The 18,316-nt window shown below is 62.6% G+C and carries 16 protein-coding genes and 2 pseudogenes; 10 read left to right on the top strand and 8 right to left on the bottom strand.

From position 1 onward, the window contains the following. Positions 1-10 precede the first annotated feature (10 nt). From MUK72_RS05750 to MUK72_RS05730, 5 genes are all read left to right on the top strand, one after another. On the top strand, positions 11-1,279 hold the full coding sequence (locus MUK72_RS05750; RefSeq protein WP_244704721.1) for an RNA-guided endonuclease InsQ/TnpB family protein: 1,269 nt from the start codon (positions 11-13) through the stop codon (positions 1,277-1,279). A 125-nt stretch (positions 1,280-1,404) separates the two neighbouring features. Beyond that, complete coding sequence (locus MUK72_RS05745) at positions 1,405-2,232, top strand: TatD family hydrolase (protein WP_244704719.1); 828 nt, start codon at positions 1,405-1,407, stop codon at positions 2,230-2,232. Positions 2,233-2,270: 38 nt separating this feature from the next. Beyond that, positions 2,271-2,861, top strand: coding sequence for a DUF2150 family protein (locus tag MUK72_RS05740; RefSeq protein ID WP_244704717.1), 591 nt, complete (start codon positions 2,271-2,273; stop codon positions 2,859-2,861). Positions 2,862-2,863: 2 nt separating this feature from the next. Further along, positions 2,864-4,318 carry a Kelch repeat-containing protein gene (locus tag MUK72_RS05735; RefSeq protein ID WP_244704715.1) on the top strand — a complete coding sequence of 485 codons (1,455 nt, stop codon included), beginning with the start codon at positions 2,864-2,866 and terminating at the stop codon, positions 4,316-4,318. Positions 4,319-4,458: 140 nt separating this feature from the next. Further along, on the top strand, positions 4,459-6,852 hold the full coding sequence (locus MUK72_RS05730; protein WP_342346233.1) for an amino acid permease: 2,394 nt from the start codon (positions 4,459-4,461) through the stop codon (positions 6,850-6,852). 113 nt (positions 6,853-6,965) lie between these two features. Here the strand turns inward: MUK72_RS05730 and gdhB are convergent, their stop codons facing one another. Next, the gene (gene gdhB / locus MUK72_RS05725; RefSeq protein WP_244704712.1) at positions 6,966-8,264 is read right to left on the bottom strand and encodes a glutamate dehydrogenase GdhB; all 1,299 of its coding nucleotides are present in this window, start codon (positions 8,262-8,264) and stop codon (positions 6,966-6,968) included. 400 nt (positions 8,265-8,664) lie between these two features. Between gdhB and MUK72_RS05720 the strand changes: the two are divergent. After that, positions 8,665-9,093, top strand: a pseudogene (locus MUK72_RS05720) (MsnO8 family LLM class oxidoreductase); the annotation flags it as partial. Between the two features lie 211 nt (positions 9,094-9,304). On the opposite strand, the gene MUK72_RS05715 reads toward MUK72_RS05720, so the two are convergent. Further along, positions 9,305-10,681, bottom strand: coding sequence for an IS4 family transposase (locus MUK72_RS05715; RefSeq protein ID WP_244698251.1), 1,377 nt, complete (start codon positions 10,679-10,681; stop codon positions 9,305-9,307). Between the two features lie 68 nt (positions 10,682-10,749). Between MUK72_RS05715 and MUK72_RS05710 the strand changes: the two are divergent. After that, positions 10,750-11,358: pseudogene (locus tag MUK72_RS05710) on the top strand (LLM class flavin-dependent oxidoreductase); the annotation flags it as partial. A 68-nt stretch (positions 11,359-11,426) separates the two neighbouring features. On the opposite strand, the gene MUK72_RS05705 reads toward MUK72_RS05710, so the two are convergent. Next, positions 11,427-12,077 (bottom strand): helix-turn-helix domain-containing protein, encoded by a 651-nt coding sequence (locus MUK72_RS05705; RefSeq protein ID WP_244704710.1) that lies wholly within the window; start codon positions 12,075-12,077, stop codon positions 11,427-11,429. Positions 12,078-12,200: 123 nt separating this feature from the next. Between MUK72_RS05705 and MUK72_RS05700 the strand changes: the two genes are divergently transcribed. After that, positions 12,201-12,737 (top strand): SCP2 sterol-binding domain-containing protein, encoded by a 537-nt coding sequence (locus MUK72_RS05700; RefSeq protein WP_244704708.1) that lies wholly within the window; start codon positions 12,201-12,203, stop codon positions 12,735-12,737. Positions 12,738-12,743: 6 nt separating this feature from the next. Here the strand turns inward: MUK72_RS05700 and MUK72_RS05695 are convergent, their stop codons facing one another. Continuing rightward, entirely contained in the window at positions 12,744-13,520 is a 777-nt protein-coding gene (locus MUK72_RS05695; RefSeq protein WP_244704706.1) for an SDR family NAD(P)-dependent oxidoreductase, read from the bottom strand. Between the two features lie 112 nt (positions 13,521-13,632). Between MUK72_RS05695 and MUK72_RS05690 the strand changes: the two genes are divergently transcribed. After that, the gene (locus tag MUK72_RS05690) at positions 13,633-13,815 is read left to right on the top strand and encodes a DUF7576 family protein (RefSeq protein ID WP_244704705.1); all 183 of its coding nucleotides are present in this window, start codon (positions 13,633-13,635) and stop codon (positions 13,813-13,815) included. A gap of 84 nt (positions 13,816-13,899) precedes the next feature. Further along, on the top strand, positions 13,900-14,862 hold the full coding sequence (ncsA, locus tag MUK72_RS05685; RefSeq protein WP_244705278.1) for a tRNA 2-thiolation protein NcsA: 963 nt from the start codon (positions 13,900-13,902) through the stop codon (positions 14,860-14,862). A 39-nt stretch (positions 14,863-14,901) separates the two neighbouring features. Here the strand turns inward: ncsA and MUK72_RS05680 are convergent, their stop codons facing one another. The 4 genes from MUK72_RS05680 to MUK72_RS05665 form a co-directional block, all read right to left on the bottom strand. Continuing rightward, positions 14,902-15,894 (bottom strand): hypothetical protein, encoded by a 993-nt coding sequence (locus MUK72_RS05680; RefSeq protein ID WP_244704702.1) that lies wholly within the window; start codon positions 15,892-15,894, stop codon positions 14,902-14,904. Positions 15,895-16,141: 247 nt separating this feature from the next. Then, the gene (gene ftsZ, locus MUK72_RS05675; protein WP_244704700.1) at positions 16,142-17,281 is read right to left on the bottom strand and encodes a cell division protein FtsZ; all 1,140 of its coding nucleotides are present in this window, start codon (positions 17,279-17,281) and stop codon (positions 16,142-16,144) included. Between the two features lies 1 nt (position 17,282). Continuing rightward, positions 17,283-17,456, bottom strand: coding sequence for a ribbon-helix-helix domain-containing protein (locus tag MUK72_RS05670; protein ID WP_004055850.1), 174 nt, complete (start codon positions 17,454-17,456; stop codon positions 17,283-17,285). Between the two features lie 197 nt (positions 17,457-17,653). Continuing rightward, positions 17,654-18,154, bottom strand: coding sequence for a zinc ribbon domain-containing protein (locus MUK72_RS05665; protein WP_004055849.1), 501 nt, complete (start codon positions 18,152-18,154; stop codon positions 17,654-17,656). Positions 18,155-18,316: the final 162 nt, after the last annotated feature.

Genomic DNA, 18,316 nt, shown 5'->3' with positions numbered 1-18,316 from the left:
AAAACCGGCGATGAAGCGTTCCAACACCTTCGACGTAGCTCCCCGTTCATCCGAGGACGCGGAGTTGCTACACCGCGTGTTGGACGCTTCGGCGTCGCTGTGGAACGCACTCACCTACGCTCGTCGGCAGAACCTCGCCGACGGCGAGAGTGTTTGGGACGTCGACGTTGCCAGCATCCGTGGCCGGTACAAAGGCGTACTCGGTTCGGCCGCCGCGAAGGAAATGCAGCGCAAGAGCGACGAATCGTGGAAATCGTTCTTCGCGGCAAAAGAGAACGGCGAACCGACCGGTCCACCCGGATACTGGGGCAACGAAGAGGACGGCCGTACCCTGCGATGGTACGGTCGGTGCGACCAGTACACGCTCGAAACGGGCGAACGGTCGCGTCTAGAGATACCCATCGGTTCGGACCTCAAGGACGAATACGGTTTCGGGTATCAGGAACGCCTTCGCCTCGAAGTACGGGGCAAACCGAAGTGGTCCGGCAAGAACGGCCGTCTCGAACTCTACCACGACGACCGCACCGATTCGTTCAAAGCCATTCAACCTGTCACAACGGACGGTTCTCGACAGGATTCACCACTAGCCGACGAAACGGCTGCTTTGGACATCGGCGCGAACAACATCGTGGCGGCGAGTACGAGTACCGGCAAACAGTATCTCTACGAGGGGCGCGATCTCTTTGCGAGGTTCCGCGAGACCACGCGAGAGATAGCGCGTCTTCAGTCAAAACTTCGCAACGGACGGTACAGCAGCCACCGCATACGGCGACTGTACCGGCGGCGAACGAACCGCCGAAACCATGCGATGGACGCGCTCGCCAGAGGCCTTATCGAACGGCTGCACGCCGACGGCGTGGCAACCGTGTACGTCGGTGCGCTCACCGACGTGCTCGAAACGTCGTGGTCGGTGGAAGCAAACGCGAAAACGCACAACTTCTGGGCGTTTCGCCGATTCGTGGAACGGCTAGCACACACCGCCGAAGAATACGGTCTCTCGATAGAGGTGCGTTCTGAAGCGTGGACCTCGCAGGAATGTCCGCAGTGCGGTTCAACCGACCGAACCACACGGCACAAGGACACACTCACCTGCGAATGTGGCTTCGAGGGGCACGCGGACCTCGTAGCCAGCGAAACGTTCCTGCGACGCCAAACAGCGGTATCACGGCCGATGGCACGGCCCGTGCGATTCGAGTGGGACAACCACGACTGGTTGGAGATACCACACTCTCACGAAAGTCCCAAAGAAGTGCGCACAAACCGGAGTATCCTAGCGTAGGAGAAAATTGCCTTCGTGGGGTGGGGCGCTAATGCCCGACCGAGACCCCAGCGAAGGAATCTCCGCCCTTCAGGGCGGGGAGGATGTCAACAACCGCTTTGGGGCGGCACGCGCGTAGAGTGGACATGGAGTTCGACACGCCGGTTCTCGACAACCACCTCCATCTCGACCCCGAGAACGGACGAGGGATGGAGGCGGTGCAGGACTTCGCCCGATCGGGCGGGACGCATCTGCTCGTCGTCAACAAACCCTCCTGGACACTTGGGGTCGATGTCGAGGAACCCGCGGACTTTCGAGCGGCCTTCGAGACCACCATCGATATCGTCGACGAGGCGAGCGAGTTGCTCGACGGCCGTGCGTGGCCCGTCCTCGGCGTGCATCCGGGGCTCGTCAGTCACCTCATCGAGCGCGGATTCACCCCCGACGAAGCCGGCGAACTGATGCAAGCCGGGCTCGATATCGCCGCCGAATACGTTTCTGAGGAGGCGCTCGCGCTGAAATCCGGCCGGCCGCACTACGACGTTTCGGCGGACGTCTGGGACGCGTCGAACCGGGTCCTGCAACACGCGCTCGCGCTCGGGGCTGAGAACGACTGTGCCGTCCAGCTCCACACCGAAGCGAGCGAGGACCTCACCGAGATCACCGACTGGGCCATCGAGCGCGATCTGCCAGCTCACCGCGTCGTCAAACACTATGCCGGCGGGCGACTCACCGGACCGATGCCGAGCGTGATGAGCGAGAAGGATCGGTTGGCAGAGGCCGCCGAGCGGGACGACCCCTTCCTGATGGAGACCGATTTCATCGACGATCCCGAGCGCCCGGGGGCCGTGCTGGGGCCGAAGACGGTGCCGCGGCGCGTGCGGTGGCTGCTCGACGAGGGGTTCGACGATGCCGTGCGAACCGCCCACGTCGAGACGCCCCGTCGAGTGTACGGGATCGAGACGCTCGGCTAACGAAAAGGCCTATCAACAGCAAAGCGCTCGAAGCGGGTATGAGCAGCAGTACACCCCCCGACGAGTTCTACACGGAGGAGCGTTGGCAGAACTGGCTCGATCGACTGCGCGAGACCGATCTCGATCCCGACGACGAGGACGCCGCCCGACTGCTCTGGAACCTCCAGGAGGACGCCGCCATCGCCGTCACGAAGATCATCACCGCCTTCGACGACGAGGAGCTCAACGAGGAGATGGCGCTCAAGGAGCTCGCCGACGCCCGCGAGATCGTCCTCGCCGACGTCGACATCGAGGACGAGGAGACGCTGCTGCTGGTCGACGGCGTCCAGACGTCACTCGTCTGTGTCTTCTACACCGCCGAGCTGTACGTCGTCGAGGGTCCCGACGACGGAGATATCGAAACGCATCTCGACGCCGCGAGCGATGCCGAGGCCGACGAGGAGTTCGACGACGCACTCGATCACTGTGCACGCGCCGGCACGCGCATCGTCGACGGCGCGACGATCGATCCGGCACTCGTCGAGGACGTCGGCTACGGTCCCGTCGCCGAGTGGATCAACGGGCTCGGTAGCCTCGAAAGCGCGCTGAGCGATCCCGAACTCATCGAAGAGGACGAGGACGTCGCCTGAGCATGGTCGACCGGGACGACCAGCGCCGCTCTCGCCGGGCGGCGCTGCGTGCGCTCGGCGCTGGCGCGCTCGTGGCGAGCGCCGGCTGTGCGTTCGACGGCGGATCGAACGGTTCCGATACCGAGAACGGCTCCGAAACAGCCCCCGAGACGACTGTGGACGACGACCGAACGCACCGCCCGACACAGGAACAGTCGATCATCACGACCGCACCGGCGGCGACACCACCGAAAACCGACGCGTCGGAGCGGATGACGGATGGGCCGACAGGGGACGAGCCGACGACAAGTGGACGAACGACGAGTGGACAGGCGACGAACCGCACCGCGACCGGTGCGACGGCCGATCGAACGACGAACACGACGCGAACCGGGTCGACGGCGAGCACGAACCGAACGTCGGGGTCGACGACCGACGCGGAAGCAGCGGATCTCGACACCGGCTGGACCGAACGGACTCCATTGCCGGTCGTCGGGAGCGACGCGGGCGGCGGCGTGCTCGACGGCAAACTCCATTTCTTCGGCGGCATCGAGACCGGCGTTCGGCTCGAAGCAGTCGCACGGACCTTCGCGTACGACCCGAGCGCGGGGTCGGGGGGAGAGTGGGAGCGCCTGCCCGATCTCCCGCGAGAACTGTGGGGGCTCTGTGGCGTCGCGACCGACGACGCGCTGTACAGTTTCGGCGGCGCACCGACCGACGCGCCCTACGAGGGCGGCCCGCCGTCGGACGCGATCTTCCGCTACCGGCCCGGCGACGGCTGGACGGAGCTCGCGGCCAGCTGTCCGTATCCGAACTGGGTGATGGGCGGGCTCTACAACCCACAGGACGGGTTGATCTACTGCGTGGGCGGCGGCACCGGCGATCACGACGCCGAAACGGCGACCGACCACGGCTTCGACGGCGAGGGCGTTCCGGGGACCTACGACGAGAGCCGACTCTGGACGTTCGATCCCGAGGCGGAGCAGGTGGCCGACGCGGACCTCGCACGGATGCCCGAAGCCAAGCGCTGGCCGACGGTCGCGCTGTTCTCGGTCGATGGCGACCAGTATCTCCACGCCATCGGCGGGCTGTCGGGGACGACCGGGCCGACCGACTCGAACTTCAGATACGATGTCGCGGCCGGCGAGTTCGAGCGCGCGCAGCCGTTGCCACGGTCGGGCACCTACGCGACCCACTCGAACCCGGTCATCGACGGCCAGGCCTACCTCACCCACGGCATGTTCTGGGAGGGTGAATCGACGATCGACCGCTACAAGCCGATCGCCCACCGCTACGATCCCGCCGCCGATCGCTTCGAGACTGACCTCCCGAAGCCGACCCATCTCCGCGGCGGGGCGACCTCCGGCGTCGTCGACGGCACGCTCTACGTCGTCGGTGGCCACATCAAGCGCTTCGACGAGAACGACCTCCACGACTGCGTCGATTACAACGAGGCGTACACGCCAGCCCGCGAGTAGCGGTTGTCGCACAGTATCGATCTCCACCGGGCGTCTCGGTCAGTCGGAGCGACCGACGAAACGGGTCTGTCACATCGTTCGCCCCGCCAGTGGAATCGTGATCGCATGACTTAGGGGGTGTGACTCTGTACAGACGGCGAATGGCTGATTCACCGTCCGGAACCGAGGGGGACGCCAGCGGCGACGTCAGCACGGAACTCTCTCGGAATCTCGGTCTGCTCGAAGTCACGATGATCGGCATCGGTGCCATGATCGGTGCCGGTGTGTTCGCGCTGACGGGCTTCGCGGCCGGACTCGCCGGGCCCGCGCTTTTGCTCGCCTTCCTGCTCAACGGGATCATCGCGGCCTTCACCGCTGCGTCCTACGCCGAACTCGGGGCGGCGTTTCCCGAGGCCGGTGGTGCGTACAGCTGGGTGCGGGAGGCGTTGCCGAGCCCGTATGGCTTCTACACCGGCTGGGCGAACTGGTTCGCGCAGGCGGTGACGTGCGCGCTGTACGCGGCGACGTTCGGGAGCTTTTTCGTGACGCTCGTCACCGAATATTCCGATATCGGCCTCGAATTCGCGGTCCTTGGCTTTCTGACGCCGGAGAAGATCATCACCGCGCTCGTCGTGATCCTCTTTGGCTACATCAACTACCGTGGGGCCGAGGAGACGGGTTCGATCGGTGTGATCGTGACCTCGATCAAGATCGTGATCCTCGCCGTCTTCGTGATCTTCGGCGTGATCGCGACGCTCGGCCACGCCGACTGGGCGGCGAACTACACGTCGGTTTCCGAGTTCGCGCCGAACGGCGTCACCGGCGTCCTCGGCGCGATGGGGTTCGTCTACGTGGCCTTCGAGGGCTACGACATCATCGTCCAGTCCGGCGAGGAGATCAAGAACCCGGGGCGCAACATCCCACGAGCGATCTTCTACTCGCTGCTCGTCGCCGTCCCGATCTATCTGTTCGTCTCCTTTGCGGCCATCGGCGGCATCGACGTCACCCCACGGCTGCTCGAGTTCGCCGGGATGGAGGGTGCGTCGACCTCGATCGAGACGTGGAAACTCCTCGGGGATCTCGGCGAGCTGGGCATCATCCGTGCGGCGGCGCAGTTCGTCCCCTTCGGCTTTTTCCTCCTCATCATCGCGGGACTGGCCGCAACCGTGAGCGCGCTCAACGCGACGCTGTTCGCCTCCAGCCGGATCGCCTTCTCGATGAGTCGGGATCGACTCCTGCCGACCGAGCTCTCCGAACTCAGCGAGGAGACGCGCTCGCCCTATCTGTCGATCATCGCCTCGACGACGATCGTCGGGATCATGGCGATCGCACTGCCCATCGAGATCGTCGCCTCCTCCTCGGCCGTCATGTTCCTCCTGCTGTTCTCGATGGTCAACGTCGCGGCGATCGCCATGCGGCGCAACCGTCCGGATCTCGAACGGCCGTTCAAAATCCCGTACATGCCGGTGATTCCGATCCTCGGGATCGTGTTTCAGTTGATCCTCGCGCCGTTCTTGCTCGAATCGCAGGGGCTCGCGATCGGTTTCGGCGAGGAATCGAAGGGGTTCGTCGCATTGGTGACGATCGTGCTGTGGTTCGCGCTCGGCGTCGTCGTCTATCTCGGCTATTCGAGCGAGCGCGAAGAAGAGGTGCTCGAAGAGGAGACGCCGACCGTGGTCGCCGAGCGAGCGACCGAATCACGCGACTCACAGCTGCTCGTACCGATCGCCGATCCCGAGAGCGCCGAGCAGCTCATGCGGGCCGCCGTGGACGTCGCCCGCGAGCGGGACGCGGAGATCCACGTCATCAGCGTCGTCACCGTCGCGCCCCAGACGCCCCTGGCGGAGGGTCGCCAACACGTCGGCGAACGCCGCGAGCTGCTCTCGCGAGCGATAGCGATCGGGGAGGAGGGTGGCGTCCCGACACAGGGGACGGTGCGGCTCGGTCACGATCCCGCCACGGCGATCATCAACACCGTCGAGCAGTACGACAGCGATACCGTGCTGATGGGTTGGCACGGTCAGGGTCGCCGTCGCCGGGATATCGTGCTCGGCAGCAACGTCGACGACGTCGTCAGGGACGCTCGCTGTGACGTCCTCGTCGAGCGCATCGGCGAACCCGGCGACGTCGAATCGATCCTCGTGCCGACAGCGGGTGGCCCTCACGCGGAGTACGCCGCCGAGGTCGCCGGTTCGATCGCACGGGCGAACGATGCTCACGTCGAAATCGCCTACGTCGTCGGGAGCGATGCCGACAGCGACGCCCGTACGGAGGCCGAGGAGCTGCTTGCACAGGCTGCGGAGTCGGTCGGCGAGCACGACTCGATCTCCTCGCAGCTGCTCGATGGCGATGACGTCGTCGAGGAGATCGTCGACCGCTCGGGCGGGCACGACCTGACGATCGTCGGCGCGACGCGGGAGAGCTTGCTCCAGCAGCTCGTCTTCGGTGCGATCCCCGAGGAGGTCGCCCGCCGCGCGGACGGGACGATCATCATGGCCAAGCGAAACCTCGGGATCACCGGTTGGGTCCGTCGATACCTCGGTTTCGGTGGCTGAGAATCAGGATACTCCTGGCGGCATCGTTGTCCGGCGAATCGAGGCCGGACCATCGTTCGCGGAACGGTCCGCGAGAGCTACCGTTCGTGGCTCGCAACAGTTATTTACCGGTTCTACGGCCACAGTCCGCGCGCATCGTACGCGGCACCGATTCGCGAGAGCGCGACGATGTAGGCGGCGTCACGCCACGAGACGGATCGCTGTTCGAACTCCGTTCGGACGTCGTCCCACGCCGCGTGCATCTCCTGATCGAGTTCGTTGTTGACGCGCTCGCTCGACCACGCCCGTCGATTGATGTCCTGCAGCCACTCGAAGTAGCTCACCGTCACCCCGCCGGCGTTCGCCAGAATATCCGGGAGTACGGGGATGTCGCGCTCTTCGAGGATCGCATCGGCCGCGTGGGTCGTTGGCCCGTTTGCCCCCTCGACGATGAGGTCGGCCGTGATATCGTGGACGTTCTGTTTCGTGATGACGTTCCCGATCGCTGCCGGGACGAGCATGTCGACGTCGAGTTCGAACAGCTGCTCGGGTGCCAGCACCTCGTCGGCATCGTCGGTCACGGCCTCCGGCTCCTCCTCGAACGACGGGACCGCCATGGTGTCGATCCCGTCCGGTTCGTACCGAACGCCTTTCACGTCGCTGACCGCGACGATGTCAGCACCCCAGTCGTCGAGCAATCGGGCTGCTTTGGCCCCGACGCTGCCGAACCCCTGCACGGCGATCGTCGTGTCGTCGAGCGACCAGTCGTAGTATTCGGCGGCCTTCCGAGCGATCAGCGCGACGCTGCGTCCCGGTGCACCCTCACGCCCCTCGCTGCCACCGATCGACATCGGCTTCCCGGTCACGACACCGGGCTTGGTTTCGCCGACGTTGGTACTGTACGCGTCCATGATCCACGCCATCGTCTGGGCGTCGGTTCCCATATCCGGTGCGGGGATGTCCGTCATCGGCCCGATGATATCGCCGATCTCGTGGGTGAACCGTCGGGTGAGCCGTTCGTGCTCGCGCTCGCTCAACTCCTTCGGGTTCGCCTGCACGCCACCTTTCGCCCCGCCGAACGGGATATCCATCACCGCACACTTCCACGTCATCGCCATCGAGAGGGCCACGCATTCGTCCCTCGTGATCGACGGGTTGTAGCGCACCCCGCCCTTGTACGGACCGCGAACGCTGTCGTGTTGTGCACGATAGCCGGTGAACACCTCGATCGAGCCGTCGTCTCGCTCGATCGGAACCGTGACCTCGTAGACGCTGTTGGGATGGGACAGTCGCTCGACGACGTTCGGATCGAGATCGATCTGCTCTGCCACCTCCGAAAGCTGATCGACGACCGTCTGCAGGGCCGATTCGGAATCGTCCGACTGGTCTCTCGATTCGGTGCGATCGGTCTGGGGTGGTGTGTCTGAAGACATTGACTGATGCGGTGTGCTGAGGGGCGCATGCTGGTGCGGGCGGTTCTCCCGACTGCGATGCCGGTCGAAGCCGACTGCGAACGACGACACCGACCACGGTCGCGGTGACCCGTGTCATCCGTTCGCGTTCACTCACCAGTCATACGACCGAACACGCCTCCGTCTCCGCTTCCAGTATTAATAATACTTATGTTTGATTGTTATATTACCACATAATATGTCTCGGTGGCCACCCCTCGATCCCTTCTTTCCGCATCCTGCTCTCGATTCGATGGCTATCTCACGTCTTCGTCGGCGCGTGATCGACGCTGCGAGCGCTGACGGCGCGATTTCGCGGTTCCGATCGTTGTCCTGGGTCGAGAGCCGAACGGCTATTCAGGCGTGAGGGGGTAGCCCTTGCATGGAGCTGTCGATCGTCAGCCTCGGGACGGTCCCCGAGGGTGGTACGGCGACGGATGCGTACGACAACACCATCGAGCTGGCCCAACGGGCCGAGGAACTCGGCTACTCGCGGTTCTGGCTGGCCGAGCATCACGGTGGCGGTGATTCGACGGCGAGCACGACCCCGGAGGTGCTGATCGCCCATCTCGCGGCCAAGACGTCCGACATTCGCCTCGGCTCCGGTACTGTTCTGCTCAACCACTACAGCCCGTACAAGGTGGCCGAGACGTTCAGCGCGCTCGACGCGCTCGCGCCCGGGCGGATCGATATGGGGCTCGGGCGAGCGTCGGGGCAGCCAGCCGCCGATCACGCGCTCCAGTACAACCAAAACCAGCAGCAGGACGACCACGCCGACAAGATCGAGGAAGCAGTCAAACATCTTTATAATCACTGGTTATCGCTTAAGCCCAGAATGAGCGGTGAGCGCGGAAGCTGGTTTGCTGAGTGCTGTGGGATTTCTCAGAAGTAGAGCATGAACCGCCGAGTAGAGATCGATATTGCTGGAATCGACCAATCACAGATTCGTTTCCGTTCAGAAACGCGCCTAATCGAGAGCGTTGCCACTCAACGCGAAGCTTTCCCGGCTCGGCTGACAGTCGTCAGCCGGGCCGGATCGTCGCCAGTTCACCCGCGTTTTGCAGGTTCGGATCGACACTTCCGTGAGCCACTCGCTCCGTAAGCGCGTGGCGAGCCACGTTCGGATCGATTGCTCCTTCGATGATCACGATCCCGACGCCGTCCCACCCATACCCGAGCTGTTCAGCCAATATCCGCAGCAAATCACCGCTGAACAGCTGGATTCGCTTCGAAAAACGGATCGGCTCGATTCGGTCTTCTTCCTCGACTGATCGCTGTGAGGCGGGTCCGAGCCGTGCTCGTACCCGCCGCAGCAAGTACCGACTCACCAGCACCATCAACAGCGCCGCCATCATGAAACACTTCACCGCTGCCTCCCGCCGTACCGACATCTCGTCCAACTCGAACACCGACTTCAGTTCATCAATGACTGTTTCGACGCTCCAGCGGTTGCTGTACAGCGCCGCGAGTTCTCGCGGCGCGAACGCATCTGCCGGGAGATTCGTCGCATACAGGTGGTAATCGTGATCGGCTTCGACTTCCTCCGTTCGGTGATCATCCTCGTCGTCCTCATGGCGGACGCCGACGACTCGGACATCGTAAGGAAGGCGCGGATCGTTCTGATCCGCACCGACCGTCCCCGTCACATCGATGATCTGCCGATAAAGGTCGGGCAGCACCTCTTGGAGGTGCCTGCCCTCCAGATCGATCGTATCACCACACCAGGTTCGGAGTTCGTCGATGATCTCAGGGTTTGCGTCGACGTTAAGTCGGCTCACGAACCAGCCGCCATTGCGGTCGATCCGTGCTAACCTCGCGTAGTCGAGGTAGCCAAGATCGAACAGGACCAAGGAATCTTCGACCCAGTCACCGATCTGGAGCTGCGTGGTTTCTTGGGTACGAGCGTCGGTGATCGATGAGTAGATCGGAGCCCGCGAAGCAAGTGATTCGATCACGTGGAGCTTTGCTCCAGCGTGATCGTCGCTTAATCCGGGGAACTCATCGAATGATTCCGCCGAGAGCGTACAGATGGTCCCATCTGAGACGAAGACATCTCGGAAGCGCTCGAAGCGGCCTTCGAGCGCTGATTCTGTCCGTCCAAGCTCAACGCTGATGTAGCCGCAGATGTCGGTAAGTAGTTCGGTGAGATCAGGAGTGACCCACTGTTGGACGGATGAATACGCAACGGAATCGCTGGTGAACGCCTTGTAGAGGTCTTGAGCAGCAGCAAGAGACCCGTTGGATTGGGTAGTGCCAATCGTGAACGACCAGAAGAACGCGAACGCATCGATGTGCCGGTTGCGTTCAACGAGGTCGGTAGCGCGAGCGTGCTCGCGCACCGACCGTGGCGGGAGCAGATATCGAAGCTCTTGACCGAGAATATTGAGCCATCGATCCATGAGTCCCGACTGACGCGGGAGACAGTAGCGCCTGCTGATTCAGACAAATCCTAAAGCGATAACGAGTGCTTTATAATGGCTTTCCGGACGACCATCCCTACAGCCAACTGCAGCTAGCCCGTTCGGGCGAGGCCGTCCCCGAGACATGGGTGCTCGGATCCAGCCCGAACAGCGCCGCGATCGCCGGCAAGTTGGGGCTCCCGTACTGCTTTGCCGCGTTCATTCGGCCCGACGTCGCCCCACAGGCGTTCGAGGCCTATCGAGAGAACTTCGAACCCGCTCCGTTCGAGGCCGCTCCGGACGAACCGGCGGGGATGATCGGGGTGAACGTCAGCTGTGGCGACACCGACGAGGAAGCCGCGCGTCTCCGTGCCTCGGTCGAGGCGTACTACCAGCGACTCGACCGTGGCGAGGTCGGCACACCTCCGGCCGTCGACGATGCGATCGACGAACTCGGTGGCGTTCCCGATCCGACGCCACAGTCGATCGAACCGGGCGACTGGCCACAGCAGATCTCCGGAAGCCCCGCGACAGTACGAGATCTCCTCGAACAGATGACCGAGCAGGTCGGCGTCGACGAAGTCGTCGTTCAGAACATGATTCCGGATCCCGACGACCGGGTTCGCTCGTACGAACTGATCGCCGACGGGGTCGGACTCTCCGCCGGAGACTCGTGATTCACAGCCAGCTGCCCGACAGTCGACGATCCCTCACAGGCCGGTCGACGCACACGGTCGATCGCTGATCAGGGAACGATCGCGGTGAGCACCGCCGCCTCGATCTTGCGGAGATGTTCGCCGACGGTGCCGCCGGTCCGGTCGAGGCGCTCGGCGATGTCGGCGTGTGTCGCCCGGCGGGGAACCTCGTAGTAGCCCGCCTCGATGGCCGCCTTGAGGGTTTCCTGCTGGCGGGTGGTGAGCCTGGCGAACAGCCGCTGGGCGCTCGGTTCGTACTCGCCGGTCTCTTCGAGCTTGAGACCGACCCCATCGGGGACGGTGCCGATCGTCTCGCGGATCGTCGTCTCCTCGCCGACGACGGTTATCCGGAGCCCGCCACGGGGAGTGAACTCGATGGGCGTGTCGAGAATGATTCCGTGGGCGTGGGGGACGGCGAGCAGCCCCGCGACGACGTCGTTGGTCTCGAAATGGACGTAGGCGTGGACGCTGTCGCCGGTCGCCGAGACGTTGTGCGCGAGGACGTCCGCGCAGTCGTCGAGGATTTCCTCGACGCGCTCGACGGTGCCGTCGAGTCGGTAGAGCGTGACGGCGGTGCCGTCGTCGAGGCGGTTGATGTCGTGTAGCGCCGTGCGCGTCACGTCCGAATCCTCGGCCAGTCGCCGGTCGGAGGGATGGAGGCCGCCGTCGGGCGGAATGAGAACGAAGGTGACATACCGCATAGCCGGGATGGGCGGAGCGGGCGCATATACTTTTCCCGCACCGCGACACAGCGTATAAATGACCGCGGATACGCCGATGAACGTTCATTGGTGTGGCTGCGAATCGTTAGTCGGTGTCATACAATGGCTGATGTCGATTACGAACCGGACCCGTTGCTCTTTCCGAGTCAGGCGTGGTTCGCCGCGTATGAAGAGGAGATCAACGGCGACGAGGAGTACGCCGACGTGAGCGAAGGCTGGGGCGTCGATTTCAACGGCCACTTCGTCTTCGAGATGACCGAGATGCCCGTCGACGAGCTCGACGTGGAGGCGATGCCCGACTACCTCCAGGAGGAGCTCGATACGTATCTCGAGGAGACCGACGATCGGGGCTACGTCGGCCACGCCTTCTGTGGGCTCGAAGACGGGACATGTACCGGCGCGTATCTCATCGAAAGCCCCGACGAGGTCGACGAGGGCTTTCTGCTCTCGGCGACAACGGAGAACTGGAAGGCGCTGCTGGAACAGGAGATGGGCGTCATCGACGGGCTGATGGGCGGCGATTTCGAGCTCGACGGCGACATGCAGAAGATCCTCCAGTATTCCGACGCCGCCGTCAAACTGACCGAGCTCGCTGGCGAACCGGATCACGAGTTCGCCGACGAGAAGTACGCGAACTGACTGCTTTCAGAACGAGAAGAGATCGATGCCGCCGGTGACGCCGACGACCTGGCCGGTGATGTAGCTCGACTGTTCGCTCGCGAGATAGGCGACGAGATTGGCGACGTCCTCCTCGCGGCCGAGCTGACGCATCGGCGTGGCCTTGGCGATGCGCGCGAAATGTTCGTCGACCTCCTCTAACTGTTCGGGCGGGAGGTCGGCGAGCGCGCCGACGACGATGCTCGGCGCGACGACGTTCGAGGTGACGCCGGACTGTGCACCCTCCAGCGCGAGCGTCTTGCCGAAGCCGATGAGCGCAGCCTTGGTCGCCGAGTAGGAAAGCTGGCCGAACCCACCCTGCCAGCCGGCCATCGAGGACATGGTGACGATCCGTCCCCAGCCGCGCTCGCACATCGCGGGGAACACCTCGCGAGTGACGTTGTACGAGCCCGTGAGGTTCACGGCGATGTCGCGCTCCCAGATGTCGTCCTCGAAGTTCTCGACCCGTGCGCGCGCGTCGACCATCCCGGCGTTGTTCACGAGCACGTCGATCCCGCCCGTCTCCTCGCGGATCGCCTCGATCGTCGCGGCGACGTCCTCGCGGTCGGTCAGGTCGCACCCGACGGCGTGGGCCGTGCCGCCATCGTCTTCGATCCCGTCGGCGACGGTCTCAGCGCCGTCTTCGTCAACGTCGAGGACGACGATCTCCGCGCCCTCCGCGGCGAGCGTCTCGCAGTCCTCGCTGCCGATGCGTCCGCCGCCGCCGGTGACGAGCGCCGTCTTATCGCCGAGTCCCAGGTCCATGCCGGTGTGATCGCCTCCCGCCGACAAATCCCTTTGTCCCCGGATGCGCGGCCGTTTATCAGCGAGCGCGATGGCCGATGGACTGGAGTGCGTCGAGGTCCATTCTTGATCGATGGAAGAGCCAAGCGACACGACACCGAACCCCGGTCGTGAGACCGAGAGCGCGACCTGTGAGAACTGCGGCGCGCGCCTCGATCCGCTCGAATGGAAGGCCCTTGGCGACGATGCGGAAGCCAACGAAGATCTACATTTCTGTGACGAGGAGTGCATCGAGGAATGGCGAGACGAGCAGTGATTCGGTGGTCGCGAGCAGAGAGTGGTAGCCGACCGGAGGGAGGTTACCCGACGAGTAAAAAAGTGGGCCGTGAGTAGAATTTCCATGAACTGCACCAAGTGCGACCGCGACGCGGTGGTTCACGCGGCGTACTCCGGGGCGCATCTCTGCGAGCACCATCTCCGGGCGTCGGTCGAAAAGCGCGTTCGCCGGCGGATCAGACAGGACGGACTGATTGGCGACGACGCGACCCCCGAGAGCCCCGAGACGTGGCTCATCGGGCTCTCGGGCGGGAAGGACAGCGTCGTGCTCACCTCGATTCTCGAAGAGACGTTCGCCGAGGATCCGCGCATCGAACTGGTCGCGCTCACCATCCACGAGGGGATCGAGGGTTATCGCGACGAGAGCCTTGACGCCGCGAGCGCGCTCGCCGACGGGCTCGATATCCACCACGAGGTCGTGAGCTACACCGACGAGTTCGATCTGGAGATGGACGACGTCGTCGAGAAGGACCCCGAAGGAATGGCCGCGTGTGCGTACTGTGGCGTCTTCCGGCGTGATCTGCTCGCCGATCATGCCGAGTCGTTCGGCGCGGACAAACTCCTGACGGGCCACAACCTCGACGACGAGGCCCAGACCGCGCTGATGAATTTCTTCGAGGGTGACGTCGCCCAGATGGCCAAACACTTCGACGCGAGCCTCGGGCCGTTCGACGAGCGTACCGAGACCGACGAGTTCGTCCCGCGTGCGAAACCGCTGCGGGACGTCCCCGAAAAGGAGGTCGCGCTCTACGCCCATCTCGCCGATCTGCCCGTCCACATGGCCGAATGTCCGCACTCGACGGAGGCCTATCGTGGCGAGATCCAGGAGCTCCTGCTCGACATGGAGGAGCGCCATCCCGGGACGCGCCACTCGATCATGGCCGGCTACGAGGAGATGGCGAAACTGGCCGCCAGCGCCTACGGTGAGGACGGTGCCGATCTCGGGGAATGCGAGCGCTGTGGCAACGCCACCACGCGCGAGGTCTGCCGGACGTGCCAGCTCACCGAGGCGGTTCACGCGGTCTGATATCAAAAACCGGAATGGTTACAGGACAGATACTTTTGACTATAGTTTGCGTGGGTTTTTTAGTTCGTATTCCGGAAATTCCTGGAAGAACGGTTCAATTATTTCCAAAATACTGGCTCGGTCGTGAACTACGTTGTGCCATTCGACAGGAGATAAGCTCTCCACCTCAACTTCACAGCCATAGTCAGAATGTACCTCCCAATCGAAGGTGTATCCATTTACAATATTAAATCGTTGTAGGATGGTTCCATAACTTTCTTTGATAGGGTGATTTTCTAACCAGAAATCAATACTGAAGTCAATGTTGTCATCATTGAACCGATGGTCCCTACACGTACAATCAGACAACGTATCTCGTTCGAGTGGGAGTCGATACGAAAGGGTCTCTTCTGATAGAGAAAATGATTGAATAGTGCATGGATGGGTGGCAAAATCATGCACTGACTCTACTGCTCCCGGGACCTCAGCAGTGTTTTTAAGGAAATCTGTTCGAGTTAGTGGATGGAGTGATATTTTTTCACGCCTTTCCCAATTGACCCAATTATCTATATGTTCGACAACATCTGTAGGAAGTGGATAAGTACCTTCGATACTGCCCTGACTGCTGTCTTTTCCCTCCGATTTACTCCGTATGTCGATATCTTTGCCGGTGAAATCGAATTCACCATTGAAAAATCGTTCATTGAGATTATCTTTGATAATCTCTGTAGATCGAGGATGATCACGGACATATTGGGCTAACGCATGCTTCTCTGAATCCGTGAAACTAAATTTGTCTAAATCATCAAGAGTCGGAAGTTCTCTGATTTCATCATCGGGAGATTGTTCTTCGCCGTCAATGTACAAATCACCGAGTTTTCTCAAAGGCCAAACTAATCGACCATCGACACTATCATAATTTTCATATCCTAGTTTCTTATAGAATTCAACCGCTCGTGGTTTGAGTTGATATGTGAACGGATGAGGTGCATTCGGAAGGTTAGCAACGATACCATAGCCCGACTTCGTTTTCCAGTTTCTGAATGTTGGCATGAGTGCAGTTTGATTCTAATCGATAAAAATTTTCGCAGATCAATTCCAGCCAATGAATTTTATGTAATTGGTTAAGAGTTCAACATAACCTGAAAAGGTATCAGACAAGTAAATGAACGGCGATCCATCGAATTCTGTCAGGAGAGGTTCGTCACGAGCGCCGTACTCGATGGCCAAGGAGACGTGGGGAAATAACGTTCGTTCATCTTCGCATTCGAGAGGCGATGTGGAGGGCCGAAAGCGGGACCTATCGGATGACGTCGAGATCGTTCTGTCGGTCGGGTTCGTCGTGACCGCCGTCGCTCTGGGCGGGGAGTTCGAACTCCTCGTCGAGTGCCGCGCGCGAGCGGTCGGCCTGCCCCTGGGCGTCGGGACCGAGCACCTGCGCGCTCTGGACGCCGGTCATGATCGCCATCACGCGGACCTTCCCCTTGTACTCCTCGCGGATGCGCGAGCCCCAGATGACGTTCGCGCTCGGGTCGAGTCGGTCGGTGATCCGCTCGGCGATCTCCTCGGCCTCCTTCAGGGTGAGATCCGGGCCGCCGGTGATGTGGACCAGTCCGCCCGAGGCACCCCGGTAATCGACGTCGAGCAGGGGGTGGGTCATCGCGTCCTTGACGACCTCCTCGGTCTTGTTCTTGTCCTGGGTCTCGCCGACGAGCATCACCGCGACGCCGCCCTGGTTCATGATGGAGGTCATGTCGGCGTAGTCGAGGTTGATGAGCGACGGCTGAGTGATCGTCTCGGAGATACCCTTGACGGTCTCGGCGATCAGCTGGTCCATCACCGAGAACGCCTTGCCGACGGGGAGGTTGGGGACGTAGTCGAGCAGGCGGTTGTTGTCGAGCACGATGATCGAGTCGGCCGCGTTGCGGAGCTCTTCGAGCCCCTCCTCGGCCTTGACAGTTCTGGCGCGTTCGACGTTGAACGGTGTGGAGACCATCCCGACGACGATCGCCCCCTCGTCGCTGGCGATCTCCGAGACGACCGGTGCTGCCCCCGTGCCCGTCCCGCCACCCATCCCCGCGGTGACGAACACGAGATCGGCTCCGGTGAGCACCTCCTTGATGGTGCTCTGGGCCATCTCGGTCGCGCGCTGACCCATCTCCGGATCGCCGCCCGCGCCGAGCCCCTGCGTGAGGGACTTGCCGACGAGCACGCGGGTGTCGGCCTCGATCATCTGGAGATGCTGTTTGTCGGTGTTGATGGCGATCGTCTCGGCACCCTCGACGCCGATGTTGTAGAGCCTGTTGACGGTGTTGTTGCCGGCACCGCCACAGCCGACGACGACGATCCGCGGGTCGCCGAACTCCTCCAGTTCGGTCTCGTCGCGCCGCTGTTTCTCGAGTTCGGCGTTTTCGAGCGCCGACTCGACGATGTCCTGCATCTCAGGCCCTCGCGAACGGTCGTTCCGTCGGACGATCGTCCGACCGTTCCTCGGCGACCATCTCCCTGACCGCCGCCCGGATCGCCTCGCTCCGGTTCGGATACTCGCCGAGTTCGACCATCCGTTCGACCTCCTCGATCTGCTGTTTCGGAATTCGCAGTGTCACACGCTCCATTTTGTTGCTCCCTTTTGCGACGCGTCTTACACACCGAAATCGCGTGACGGGAGCCATATCACTCCCGTCCACGACGTCTGTAAGACGGTCGTCTTACGCAAAGTATGCAATCATGGCAGGTGTAATAAAACTACCGGCTCGCGTAAGACACGCGTCGTGAGACGCCGGATGCCGCGTATGCGATGGGCAGTGTTCTCCTACGGCTGATCCAGGACGTCGGCTGCGGGCGTGCGTCGGCCACAGCTCGGACAGAACCCCCAGTCCGAGCGGAGTTCGTCGCCGCAGTCGCAGAACACGCGATGGGATGCCTTTTCGCCGCAGTTCGGGCAGTAGACGTTCTCGTCGTCGATGTCCTCGCCACACTGCGCGCACGTTTTACGCGCGTCCGACGGCGTTTGCGCCGTCGCGTCGTTCGTCTTACGCTCGGTCGCGTCGTCCGCGGTCGTCCGCTCGGAAACGCCGTCGAGCGTGATGTTTACGTTCACGTCCTGTGGCTCTGACGGCGTAAACGCGTCCAGCCGCTCGTCGATGAGTGCATCGACGCGGTCGGCGACGACGGCGTCGAGGCTGTCGGTCGCCGTCTCGTTCCGTGCGAGATAGGATCGGAGCGCCTCCCGCATCGCCTCGCTCTTTGAGAGCTCCAGGGTTTCGAGCTCCTCGATGAGCTCGTCGTCGGCACGGAACGTGATCTTGCTCATCCTCGATCGGGGCGACGAGGTCACAACACTTCATACTGTCGGATGGCCGCTCACGGGCCGAGAACACCGTCCAATCGGCGATCCAGGATCGACCGACAGTTCGACAGGAGGCTCTGTTGGACAGTCATCGGACCAGTCGATGGTCGGCGATCGAATGGCAAC

The organism is Halococcus dombrowskii (assembly GCF_022870485.1).
Taxonomy (GTDB): domain Archaea; phylum Halobacteriota; class Halobacteria; order Halobacteriales; family Halococcaceae; genus Halococcus; species Halococcus morrhuae.
This window is presented reverse-complemented; position numbering and strand designations above follow the sequence as displayed.

Bases quoted from the DNA above. Each gene is read 5' to 3' on its own strand.
- MUK72_RS05680 (WP_244704702.1), bottom strand. From the start codon at position 15,894: ATGCCAACATTCAGAAACTGGAAAACGAAGTCGGGCTATGGTATCGTT.
- MUK72_RS05700 (WP_244704708.1), top strand. From the start codon at position 12,201: ATGGCTGATGTCGATTACGAACCGGACCCGTTGCTCTTTCCGAGTCAG.
- MUK72_RS05745 (WP_244704719.1), top strand. From the start codon at position 1,405: ATGGAGTTCGACACGCCGGTTCTCGACAACCACCTCCATCTCGACCCC.
- MUK72_RS05730 (WP_342346233.1), top strand. From the start codon at position 4,459: ATGGCTGATTCACCGTCCGGAACCGAGGGGGACGCCAGCGGCGACGTC.
- MUK72_RS05735 (WP_244704715.1), top strand. From the start codon at position 2,864: ATGGTCGACCGGGACGACCAGCGCCGCTCTCGCCGGGCGGCGCTGCGT.
- MUK72_RS05750 (WP_244704721.1), top strand. From the start codon at position 11: ATGAAGCGTTCCAACACCTTCGACGTAGCTCCCCGTTCATCCGAGGAC.
- MUK72_RS05695 (WP_244704706.1), bottom strand. From the start codon at position 13,520: ATGGACCTGGGACTCGGCGATAAGACGGCGCTCGTCACCGGCGGCGGC.
- MUK72_RS05670 (WP_004055850.1), bottom strand. From the start codon at position 17,456: ATGGAGCGTGTGACACTGCGAATTCCGAAACAGCAGATCGAGGAGGTC.
- ncsA (WP_244705278.1), top strand. From the start codon at position 13,900: ATGAACTGCACCAAGTGCGACCGCGACGCGGTGGTTCACGCGGCGTAC.
- MUK72_RS05690 (WP_244704705.1), top strand. From the start codon at position 13,633: ATGGAAGAGCCAAGCGACACGACACCGAACCCCGGTCGTGAGACCGAG.
- MUK72_RS05705 (WP_244704710.1), bottom strand. From the start codon at position 12,077: ATGCGGTATGTCACCTTCGTTCTCATTCCGCCCGACGGCGGCCTCCAT.
- MUK72_RS05665 (WP_004055849.1), bottom strand. From the start codon at position 18,154: ATGAGCAAGATCACGTTCCGTGCCGACGACGAGCTCATCGAGGAGCTC.
- ftsZ (WP_244704700.1), bottom strand. From the start codon at position 17,281: ATGCAGGACATCGTCGAGTCGGCGCTCGAAAACGCCGAACTCGAGAAA.
- MUK72_RS05715 (WP_244698251.1), bottom strand. From the start codon at position 10,681: ATGGATCGATGGCTCAATATTCTCGGTCAAGAGCTTCGATATCTGCTC.
- MUK72_RS05740 (WP_244704717.1), top strand. From the start codon at position 2,271: ATGAGCAGCAGTACACCCCCCGACGAGTTCTACACGGAGGAGCGTTGG.
- gdhB (WP_244704712.1), bottom strand. From the start codon at position 8,264: ATGTCTTCAGACACACCACCCCAGACCGATCGCACCGAATCGAGAGAC.